The organism is Streptomyces sp. NPDC094147, assembly GCF_044764265.1.
Lineage (GTDB): Bacteria > Actinomycetota > Actinomycetes > Streptomycetales > Streptomycetaceae > Streptomyces.
Genome location: NZ_JBIWHT010000006.1, coordinates 291,955 through 301,632, shown reverse-complemented (window position 1 = coordinate 301,632; position 9,678 = coordinate 291,955). Strand labels below are relative to the sequence as shown.

Genomic DNA, 9,678 nt, shown 5'->3' with positions numbered 1-9,678 from the left:
TCGACGGCGGTCGGCTCGTAGGCGTGCGGGTCGGCGTCGGGATTGCTGATGATGCTCTTCACCTGAGCGTGGTCGCCACCGAGCTGCTGGGCGACGCTGCCCCAGAAGTTCTCCGCCGCCACTACATGGAGCGGGGCCGAGCCGCCCTTGCCGTCGGCCGGGCTCGCGGCCCCCTTGGTCCCGCTCGTCCCCGACGAGGTGGAGCAGGCGCTCAGCGCGACGAGCAGCACGGCAACTGCCGTACTGCCAGCGGCAGTTCGGATTCGATTCTGGGCATGGCTGGATATGGCGGTACGCATGACGGTGGTTCTCCTCGACAGACCGGTGGACCCGCGCAGAGGCAGGGCCCGGCAGAGCGGGACACCGGCCACGTTAGATGAAAACGATTGTCACACCCATACCTGCGACCATCCCAGGTGGAAATCATCACCAACTCTTGACGTCTGCCAGCCCCGCCCGGGGGGCGACGGCGCAAGCCGGGCCGGGCTGAGGGTTCGGCCAGAGGCGGCCGAACCCCCGACCAGGGGGCTTATTGACAATGGGATCCATTACCAATATAGGCTGTGCCCTCTCATACCGACGACGGAGGTCTGCTCCCATGGCCGTTCCCAAGCGCAAGATGTCCCGCTCCAACACCCGCCACCGCCGCGCCCAGTGGAAGGCGACCACACCCCAGCTGGTACCGATCACGGTCGACGGCTCGGTCTACCGGGTGCCGCAGCGCCTGGCGAAGGCGTACGAGCGCGGGCTCATCCGTCCGGAGGGCTGAAACGACGACGGGCGCGGCCACTGGCGCCCGACAGCCGGTCACGGCGCTTTCCGGGTTCCGCGGCGCGGCGGGCGCCTGCCGCGCCGCAGCGGCATGACACCGGCCCACCTGCGACGACGCTGTGCCGATGGGGCAGGATGGCAGCCCGTTCCACGTGCGTACTCACGCCCGAACGAGGCTCCACGCAAAGCGACCTGACAGGTGACAAGGTGACGACACACCCCATACGGCGAGCGACGGCGCCCCTCGCTCGGCCCCCGGCCCTTCGCCGCTCGGCGGGTGTCCGTTGAACCGGGGTCTCGTCCTGCACGACTGGCTGGTGGCCGCCACCGCGGTAGCTGCGGGCACCGCGGCCGGACTGCTCCTGCGCATCCTCCTGCGCTGGCTGGGCAAGCACGCGCGCAGGACGCGGTGGAGCGGGGACGACGTCATCGTCGATGCGCTGCGCACCATCGCTCCCTGGGCGGCCGTCATCGCGGGCACCGCCGTGGCGGCCTCGGCGCTGCCCCTCACCGCGCGGGTCGCGGGCATCGCCGACCATTCACTGACCGCCCTTTTCATCCTCATCACCACCTTCACCGCGGCCCGGGTGGTCACCGGACTCGTACAGTCCCTGGCGCATTCCCGGACCGGAGTCGCCGGCTCGGCCACGATCTTCGTGAACATCACGCGGGTCGTGGTGGTCGCGATGGGCGTCCTCGTCGCCCTGGAAACCGTGGGCGTGTCGATCGCTCCGCTGCTCACCGCGCTCGGAGTGGGCGGCCTCGCCGTTGCCCTGGCCCTCCAGGACACCCTCGCCAACCTCTTCGCGGGCGTGCACATCCTCGCGTCGAAGACGGTGCAGCCCGGTGACTACATCCGGCTCAGCAGCGGCGAGGAGGGCTATGTGGTCGACATCAACTGGCGCAACACGGTGGTGCGTAACCTGTCGAACAACCTCGTGATCATCCCCAACGGCCGCCTCGCCCGCACCAACATGACCAACTACAGCCGCCCGGAACAGGGGTTGTCGATCATGGTGCAGGTGGGGGTCGGCTACGACAGCGACCTCGAACACGTCGAGCGGGTGACCCTGGAGGTCGTCGACAGTGTGACGGCCGACATCGCGGGCGCGCTGCCCGGCCATGAGGCCGCCGTCCGCTTCCACACGTTCGCGGACTCCAGGATCAACTTCACGGTGATCCTGGGGGTCGGCGAGTTCAGCAACCAGTACCGGATCAAGCACGAGTTCATCAAGCGCCTGCATCAGCGCTACCGGGCGGAGGGCATCTCGATCCCCGCCCCCACGCGGACCGTCTCCCTCCAGCAGGATCCGCCGGAGCCGCCCCCGTTCCCGCACCAGCGCGAGGCCCCGCCTTCCGCGCCGGCGGACAACCAGCGCTGAGGGCCACCGGGCCACCTCGTCCCTCAAGGCGTCATGGCGGGCGCCACCGCATGGAGCCGCAGGGCCGGTTGGATCTCCAGCGCGCCGGCGCTCAGTGTGCGGTCCAGCCGCCGTCGAGGGCGAGCGAGGCGCCGGTGATGAACGACGCCTGCGGAGTGCAGAGATAGGCGACCGCTTCGGCTACTTCGTACGGCTCGACCAGCCGCTTGAGCGCCGAGTCCTTGAGGAGCACCTCGGTGAGGACCCGCTCCCCTGCGGGATGCCGTGCGCCGCCGCCTCTTCGGCGGCGTCGAGGTCGGTCAGATCGAGAACCAGGGGTTGCACGGTGCCGGTGAGGCCGGCGGCCCGGTCGGTGAGCTCTTGGAGACCCGGCGCGTTCCGGTCCACCGCCCTGACCTGGGCTCCGGCCGCGGCGAGCCGCAGCGCGCAGGCCCGGCCGATGCCGCCCGCGGCGCCGGTGACCAGCGCGGTGCGGTCTGTCAGGTCGACGGTCCCGGAGTGCGGGAGGGGCGCGGGGGAAGCGGTCATGTACCTGACTCTAGGCGGGGTGTCCCTCCCCACCCACGGTTCACACCACGGTGCTGGGCTTGAACCATGTGGGGCTGTCCGACTGCGCCTGCTTGATGCGGAACAGGGCGAACTCGCTGAGTTTCGGCAGGCCGTCCATGGCGAACCAGCCCACTTCGAGCGACTCGTCGTCGTTGACGCGGGCCTCGCCGCCGGTGGCCCGGCAGCGGAAGGTGATGTCCATGAACTGGCACACGTCGCCGTTGGGGTAGGTGGTGCTCTGGCTCGCGGCTTCGACCAGCACCACCCGCTCGGCGACGCACCGTACGCCGGTCTCCTCGTACACCTCGCGGACCGCGGTGTCGGCGGGCTCCTCCCCCGGCTCGGGGATGCCGCCGATGGTCGACCACTGGCCGTTGTCGGCCCGCCGGCCGAGCAGGACCCGGCCCTCGTCGTCGAAGACGATCGCACTCACACCCGGCAGCAGGAGCAGCTGGTGCCCGGCGACGGCCCGGATGTCTCGAATGAAGTCAGGAGTTGCCATGCCCCGACCCTAACGGCCCGTCCGGAACCGGCCGTTCAGTCCTCGGTTGCGCGCCGGGTCCGCACGGACCGGTTGACCGCCCAGGCAAGGCCCGCGGCGGCGGCAGCGACGAGCGCCCACTCGGGCAGCGTGCCGAGCCGGGTCGCGGGGGTCTGCGAGGAGCGCAGCGGCACCTTGGCGACGAGCGAGTCCGGGGTGAACATCGCGGTCTTCTTCACGACCTGGCCGTCGGGCATGATCACGGCACTGACCCCGCTGGTGACGGGAACCGCCACGGTCCTGCTGTGCTCCACGGCGCGGACGCGTGACATGGCGAGCTGCTGGTAGGTCATCTCGCTGCGGTCGAAGGTGGCGTTGTTGCTCGGCACGGAGATCAGCTGGGCGCCCGCGGTGACGGTGTCGCGCACGGCCCAGTCGAAGGCGGCCTCGTAGCAGGTGGCGAAGCCGACCTTGGTGCCGGCCATGGTGAACAGGCCCGGCTTGGTCCCCCGGTTGAAGTCCTCGCGGACCATGGAGGTGTAGCCGGGGGCGAAGGTGCGGATGAGACCGCGCAGCGGGATGTACTCGCCGAACGGCTGGATCTGCCGCTTGTCGTACGTCGCGACGGGCCCCAGCTTCGGGTCCCACTGGACCTGCTCGTTGTAGAGCTTCGTACCGTAGCCGCCGACGACCGCGCCCACCGAGATCGGTGCGCCTATGGTCTTCGCGGCCTGGTCGATGGCGGCGCGGGCCGCGTCGTCCACGAAGGGGTCGACGTCGGAGGAGTTCTCCGGCCACAGCACGAAGTCGGGCTGGGGCTCCTTCCCGGCCTTCACCTTGTCGGCGAGCCGCAGTGTCTCCCGTACGTGGTAGTCGAGCACGGCCCGGCGCTGGGAGTTGAAGTCGAGGCCGAGGCGGGGCACATTGCCCTGGATCACGGCGACGGTGGCGGTGCCGTCCTCGGCGGAGTCGCTGACCAGGCCGCGGGCGCCGAACGACGCGGCGACCGGCACCAGGACCATGAGCAGGGCGGCCGCAGCCGCACCCTTGCGGACGTTCCCGGTGCGCCGCCGCCGGGCCGCCTGCCGGACGCACTCGTACAGTCCGAAGCCGCACAGCACCACGGCGAAGCCGAGGACGGGCGTGCCGCCCAGGGCGGCGAGCGGCAGGAAGGTCCCGTCGGCCTGGCCGAAGGCGACCTTGCCCCAGGGGAAGCCGCCGAACGGGAACCGCGCGCGGGCCGCCTCGGAGGCGACCCACAGGGCGGCCGCCCACACCGGCCACAGCGGAAGCCTGGAGACCACGGCGATGCCCGCGCCGGCCGCGCCGACGAACAGGGCCTCGATCGCGGCGAGCCCGAGCCAGGGCCCGGGGCCGACCTCCACACCGGTCCACACGAGGAGCGGGAGCAGGAATCCGAGGCCGAAGAGGTAGCCGAGGCCGAGGCCGGCCTTCCAGGTCCGGCCGCGGAGCGCCCAGCCGAAGACGGCGAACGCGGGCAGCGCCAGCCACCACAGGGGCCTGGGCGGGAAGCTCAGATACAGGAGCACCCCACCGAGCGCGGCCACCGCGGGCCGGGCGAGACGGTTCAGCAGTCCCCGCAGCCGCGAGGGTGCGGCAGGCTGCGGTCCGAGCTGTTCTGGCTCGGTTGTGGGGGTTTCGGTGGTGCTCACCCGGCGGAGTCTACGGTGGCCGGCTGTGCGGAGGGGAGTCCGGTCCTGCGGCCACTGCCGGGCGCAGCGCGTACGGTCAGGCCCCGATGGGCTTGCCGGTGCTGAGCAGGCGCAGCCGGTCGCGGATGACGCGGACCGCCGCTTCGGCGTCGTCGACGGTGACCGTGAAGACGCGTCCGTCGCCGAGCCTGAGCACCACGCCCTCGCCCCGGCGTACGACCACGGCGGTGCCCATCTCGGGCCGCCAGCGGTAGCCCCAGCCGCCCCACTGGCGCGGGGTGACCCGGGGTGCGAAATCGGCGCCGACCACATGGTCGAGGGGGATGACGCGGCGCGGCAGTCCGATGTGGCCGCAGCGCACTTCCAGGCAGTCGCTGTCGACCTTGACCGCCACGTGGACGAAGGCGAGGGTCCCGAAGATCACGAGGAGTCCTGCCGCCACGCAGCCGACGACGGACATCAGCAGCGGCGCGATGCCCGAGGTCCACGTCGAGTCCACGGCCAGCTCGACGCCGAGGGCGATGCAGGCCGCGCCTCCGGCCGCGAGCAGCCACTGCACACGGTTGGTGGCACTGCCGGTCCAGACCTCGGGCGGCTGCTCGGCGGTGCCGGATCCGTCGCGGGACTCGGGGGGCGTGGGGTACTCCGGGGACGGTTCCCTCATGGTGAGCAGCGTACTCAGATTCCGCTGCGGTGGCAGCCGCTGGGCGCTCAGTGAGCGGGGCTGACAGCCTGTAGCAGGCGTCCTTCGGGGTAGGCGAGGGCGACGTCGGGCAGCTCTCCCGGGCGTCCGCTGAGCAGCACGGTCAGGCCTCCGACCTGGGCGGCTTCGGGCGCGGGGGCGATTTTGGCCCGGCGCAGTCCTTGGGCGGCGACGGGTTCGGCGCTGCCGAAGAAGGTGAGCGGGCCGCCGTCGGAGCGCAGGGCCGTACGGATGCGTTCGGCCACCAGCTCGTAATGGGTGCAGCCCAGGACGACGGTCCTTACCTCGGGCGGGGTGAGGGCGGCGGCCGCGGCGATCGCCAGGTCGATCGCGGTGTCGTCGGCGTGCTCCACGGCTTCGGCGAGGCCGGGGCAGGGCACCTCGGTGACGGGCACGCCGTCGGCGAATTCGCGGATGAGCCCGCGCTGGTAGGGGCTGCCGGTGGTGGCGGGGGTCGCCCAGATGGCGAAGGGGCCGCCGGTGGCCGCGGCCGGTTTGATCGCGGGCACGGTGCCGATCACGGGGATCGCCGGTTCCAGGGCGGCGCGGATCGCGGGCAGCGCGTGCACCGAGGCGGTGTTGCAGGCGATGATCAGGGCGTCCGGTTCCAGGGCTGCCGCGGCCCTGGCCACGGCGAGCGCGCGCTCGGTGACGCTGTCGGGGGTACGCGGGCCCCACGGCATGCCGTCCGGGTCGGACGAGATCACGAGTTCGGCGTCGGGGCGCAGCCGGCGCACTGCGGCGGCCGCGGCGAGCAGCCCGATTCCGGAGTCCATGAGCGCGATCTTCACCCGGTCACCATAGTCGACGGCCCCGGGGAATCCGCCCGAGGTCCCGTGTGGAGCACGGGAACTGGGGCAGACTGCGGCGGGTGAGCGCCCTCGTATGGATCGCCCTGGTGTCCCTGGTCGTCTGGCTCTGGCTGCTGCTCGGGCAGGGTCTCTTCTGGCGTACCGACCAGCGGCTGCCGCCGCATGTGGACCTCGCACATTGGCCGGATGTCGCTGTGGTGGTACCGGCCCGTGACGAGGCGGAAGTGCTGTCGCAGAGCCTTCCCTCGCTGCTCGCCCAGGACTATCCGGGCCGCGCGGAGATCTACCTGGTGGACGACGGGAGCTCGGACGGCACCGGTGAGCTCGCGCTGTCGCTCGCGGAGCGGCACGAGGGGCTGCCGCTGACGGTCGTGTCGCCCGGTGAGCCGGAGGCGGGCTGGACCGGGAAGCTGTGGGCGCTGCGTCAGGGCATGGCTCTCGCGCGGGTGCGCGGCCCGGAGTACCTCCTGCTCACCGATGCCGACATCGCACATGAGCCGGACAGCCTGCGGAAGCTGGTCGCGGCGGCTCGCGGCGGCGGCTTCGACCTGGTCTCGCAGATGGCGCGGCTGCGGGTGGCGAGCGGCTGGGAGCGGCTGATCGTGCCGGCTTTCGTCTACTTCTTCGCGCAGCTGTATCCGTTCCGCTGGATCAATGCCCGACGGGCCCGCGCGACGGCCGCGGCGGGTGGTTGCGTGCTCCTGCGTACGGAGGCGGCGCAAAGGGCGCGGATTCCGGATGCGGTGCGCCAGGCGGTGATCGACGACGTGTCCGTGGCCCGCGCGGTGCGCAAGTCGGGCGGGCGGGTCTGGCTGGGCCTCGCGGACGGCGTGACCAGCGTGCGCCCCTATCCGCACCTCGCGGACCTGTGGCGGATGGTCTCCCGCAGCGCGTACGCGCAGTTGCGGCACAGCCCGCCGCTGCTGCTCGGCACGGTCGCGGGCCTCGCGCTCGTCTATCTGGCGCCGCCGGTCACGTTCGTCGCGGGCCTGGCCGCGGGCAGCGCGGGGGCGGCATGGGCGGGCGGGCTCGCCTGGCTGGTCATGACGGGGACGTATCTGCCGATGCTCCGCTACTACCGCCAGCCGCTCGCGCTCGCCCCGGCGCTGCCGTTCACGGCGCTGCTGTACCTGCTGATGACGGTGGACTCCGCCGTGCAGCACTACCGCGGCCGGGGCGCGGCCTGGAAGGGCCGCACCTACGCCCGGCCCGAGACCGCCCCCGACCAGCCCTGAAGCGGGTTCGGATCCAGGGGTTCAGACGCAGGCCCTCACTTGCGGCCGGGCGTCCAGTTCATGCCCCAGCCGTAGGCCTGGTCGATGGTGCGCTGCGGGCTGACCCCGCGCGCGGGCACCAGATAGCGGGCCTCGCGCTGGACCACCAGGTCGCCGCCGTTGTTGGTGATGAGGGCGAGCGCGCAGACCGTGGAGGGGACGGTGCATTCGTCGAGGAAGAACTCGATCGGTGCGCCGAACTGCGGCTGGAGGGTCACCGTGGCGTGCAGATCGGCGAAGCTGCTGGCGCCCTCGTAGATGGTGACGAAGATCAGCAGCCGGCGGAACTTGTCCTTCTGGTCGAGATTGACGGTGATGTTCTCGCCCGATTCGACGGCGCCGGTGCGGTCGTCGCCGTCGAGGTGGATGTACGGGGGCTGGTGGAGCGCGCCGAAGGCGTTGCCCAGGGCCTGGACGACGCCCTTGCGGCCGTCGGCGAGCTCGTACAGGGCGCACAGGTCGAGGTCGAGATCGGTGTGGTTGGCGACGGCGCGCCCCAACTTGGCTCCCCAGCCGCTGAATTGCTTGCGCACTTCCCAGTTGAGATTCACCCGCATCGCGCCCGAGGTGCCGCCCTGTTTGGCGAGCGAGACCCTGGGCGCCTCCTTCGTGAGGGTGACTTTCGAGAGGCGCACGGGTGACGGGGGTGTCAATGGCGGTGTCAACGGGGGCGTCGGAATCTGGACGGTCGGCGCGGGCTGCGCGGGCGCGGGCGGCGGGTTGAAGGCGGGTGGGGCAGAGGGTGCGGGTGGGGAGTTGAAGGCGGTTCGGGCGGGCGCGGCGGGGGTCTGCTGCGGCTTGTCGACGGTGATGCCGAAGTCGGTTGCCAGGCCTTCGAGTCCGCTGTCGTAGCCCTGGCCGACCGCGCGGAACTTCCAGGCGCCCTGGCGCCGGTAGAGCTCGCCCAGGATGAAGGCGGTCTCGACGGTGGCGTCCTGGCTGTCGAAGCGGGCGAGCTCCGCCCCGGTGACCGCGTCCAGGACGCGGATGTTCAGCCCCGGGACCCGGCCGAAGGCTCCCCCGTCGGCGGAGGCGGCGAGCACCACGCGCTCGACGACCGGTTCCACCTGCGCGAGGTCGACGAACAGCGTGTCCGTCACCGCGTCGGGTCCGGGCCGCTTTCCTTCGTGGCGTACGGCGCCGGAGGAGTGCGCGGGCTGGTTGTAGAAGACGAAGTCCGCGTCGGAGCGGACCCGGCCGCCGGCCAGCAGCAGCGCGGAGGCGTCGACGTCCGGGACGCCTGGGCCGGGCCGCCAGGCCAGTTCGACGCGTACCGAGTGCGCCGGCACCGGAACATTGGCTCCTTTAAGCATGGACATGCTCGCCCCCATCACGCCTCGCGGTGCCGGAAGAATTCTGCATCGTCAACCTAACGCCCCGTCGACCCCCGGGCACCTCCCCCGGCCACCTGCCGGTAACCCCCCACGACCTTGCCCTTTACACGATCTCAACGCCCCGTCGCGACCGATTTTCCCACGTTCGCTCGCATTAGTGATGCCCAGCCACTCCGAACACGCAAAACAACCCTCTTATCGGGCTCCCCAACGACCACATCGTGGGCTTAACTTATGTGCCATGACCTCCCCCCGCTCCACCTATGGCGGCGGTTACTACTCCGCGCCGTTCTTCCCGGACACCCCCATCTACGACTCCCTCGTCGCAGAACGGGGTACGCCCCAGATCGCCCCGATCCGGGTGCCTTCCCTCTACGACACCGGCAGCCACCATCTGCCGGCGCTTCCGTCGGCACTCCCCGCCCTGCCGGCCGCCCCCTCGCAGCAGAACTCGTACGCCTCGTCGTACGGGTACCAGCAGCAGATGATGCAGCAGCCGATGCCGCTGCAGCACGCGCCCGCCCCGTACATCCCGCAGCAGCCCTCGGCGCCGCGCGGCTACCAGGGGCAGCAGGGCATGCCGCAGCGTCCGGTGCCCGGCACCGGGTACGAGGCCATGCGGCCCGCCGCGCCCCGGCCGATGCCCGCGCAGTACGAGGATCCGTACAACCGGCCCTATCAGGGCACCGGGTACTGATC

General features: G+C 71.5%; 10 protein-coding genes and 1 pseudogene. 4 read left to right on the top strand and 7 right to left on the bottom strand.

All coding sequences use genetic code 11. The features are described from left to right. Nucleotides 1-299, bottom strand: a 299-nt coding sequence (locus ACIQ8J_RS13375; RefSeq protein WP_403607813.1) for a metal ABC transporter solute-binding protein, Zn/Mn family, incomplete at its 3' end; no start/stop codon positions are given. A 299-nt stretch (nucleotides 300-598) separates the two neighbouring features. Here ACIQ8J_RS13375 and rpmF point away from each other — a divergent pair. Together rpmF and ACIQ8J_RS13365 are read left to right on the top strand one after the other, a co-directional pair. Continuing rightward, nucleotides 599-769, top strand: a complete 171-nt coding sequence (gene rpmF / locus ACIQ8J_RS13370; RefSeq protein ID WP_403269739.1) for a 50S ribosomal protein L32 — start codon at nucleotides 599-601, stop codon at nucleotides 767-769. 286 nt (nucleotides 770-1,055) lie between these two features. Beyond that, nucleotides 1,056-2,153, top strand: a complete 1,098-nt coding sequence (locus tag ACIQ8J_RS13365; protein ID WP_403269741.1) for a mechanosensitive ion channel family protein — start codon at nucleotides 1,056-1,058, stop codon at nucleotides 2,151-2,153. Nucleotides 2,154-2,244: 91 nt separating this feature from the next. On the opposite strand, the pseudogene ACIQ8J_RS13360 reads toward ACIQ8J_RS13365, so the two are convergent. The 5 genes and pseudogenes from ACIQ8J_RS13360 to ACIQ8J_RS13340 form a co-directional block, all read right to left on the bottom strand. Further along, nucleotides 2,245-2,681: pseudogene (locus ACIQ8J_RS13360) on the bottom strand (SDR family oxidoreductase). Between the two features lie 40 nt (nucleotides 2,682-2,721). Continuing rightward, on the bottom strand, nucleotides 2,722-3,204 hold the full coding sequence (locus ACIQ8J_RS13355) for an NUDIX hydrolase (RefSeq protein ID WP_403269744.1): 483 nt from the start codon (nucleotides 3,202-3,204) through the stop codon (nucleotides 2,722-2,724). 35 nt (nucleotides 3,205-3,239) lie between these two features. After that, the gene (gene lnt / locus ACIQ8J_RS13350; protein WP_403269747.1) at nucleotides 3,240-4,856 is read right to left on the bottom strand and encodes an apolipoprotein N-acyltransferase; all 1,617 of its coding nucleotides are present in this window, start codon (nucleotides 4,854-4,856) and stop codon (nucleotides 3,240-3,242) included. A gap of 76 nt (nucleotides 4,857-4,932) precedes the next feature. Then, nucleotides 4,933-5,520: a hypothetical protein gene (locus ACIQ8J_RS13345; protein ID WP_403269750.1), complete on the bottom strand. Its 588-nt coding sequence runs from the start codon at nucleotides 5,518-5,520 to the stop codon at nucleotides 4,933-4,935. Between the two features lie 47 nt (nucleotides 5,521-5,567). After that, nucleotides 5,568-6,350 (bottom strand): glutamate racemase, encoded by a 783-nt coding sequence (locus ACIQ8J_RS13340; protein WP_403269753.1) that lies wholly within the window; start codon nucleotides 6,348-6,350, stop codon nucleotides 5,568-5,570. A 104-nt stretch (nucleotides 6,351-6,454) separates the two neighbouring features. Here ACIQ8J_RS13340 and ACIQ8J_RS13335 point away from each other — a divergent pair, with 104 nt between their 5' ends. Next, entirely contained in the window at nucleotides 6,455-7,606 is a 1,152-nt protein-coding gene (locus ACIQ8J_RS13335; RefSeq protein ID WP_403270481.1) for a glycosyltransferase, read from the top strand. A 35-nt stretch (nucleotides 7,607-7,641) separates the two neighbouring features. Here ACIQ8J_RS13335 and ACIQ8J_RS13330 read toward each other — a convergent pair whose 3' ends face one another. Beyond that, nucleotides 7,642-8,976: a TerD family protein gene (locus tag ACIQ8J_RS13330; RefSeq protein ID WP_403269756.1), complete on the bottom strand. Its 1,335-nt coding sequence runs from the start codon at nucleotides 8,974-8,976 to the stop codon at nucleotides 7,642-7,644. Between the two features lie 244 nt (nucleotides 8,977-9,220). Between ACIQ8J_RS13330 and ACIQ8J_RS13325 the strand changes: the two genes are divergently transcribed. Then, complete coding sequence (locus ACIQ8J_RS13325) at nucleotides 9,221-9,676, top strand: DUF6643 family protein (protein ID WP_403269759.1); 456 nt, start codon at nucleotides 9,221-9,223, stop codon at nucleotides 9,674-9,676. Nucleotides 9,677-9,678: the final 2 nt, after the last annotated feature.

Coding starts and splice junctions, on each gene's coding strand:
- rpmF (WP_403269739.1), top strand. CDS start 599: ATGGCCGTTCCCAAGCGCAAGATGTCCCGCTCCAACACCCGCCACCGC.
- ACIQ8J_RS13355 (WP_403269744.1), bottom strand. CDS start 3,204: ATGGCAACTCCTGACTTCATTCGAGACATCCGGGCCGTCGCCGGGCAC.
- ACIQ8J_RS13345 (WP_403269750.1), bottom strand. CDS start 5,520: ATGAGGGAACCGTCCCCGGAGTACCCCACGCCCCCCGAGTCCCGCGAC.
- ACIQ8J_RS13330 (WP_403269756.1), bottom strand. CDS start 8,976: ATGGGGGCGAGCATGTCCATGCTTAAAGGAGCCAATGTTCCGGTGCCG.
- ACIQ8J_RS13325 (WP_403269759.1), top strand. CDS start 9,221: ATGACCTCCCCCCGCTCCACCTATGGCGGCGGTTACTACTCCGCGCCG.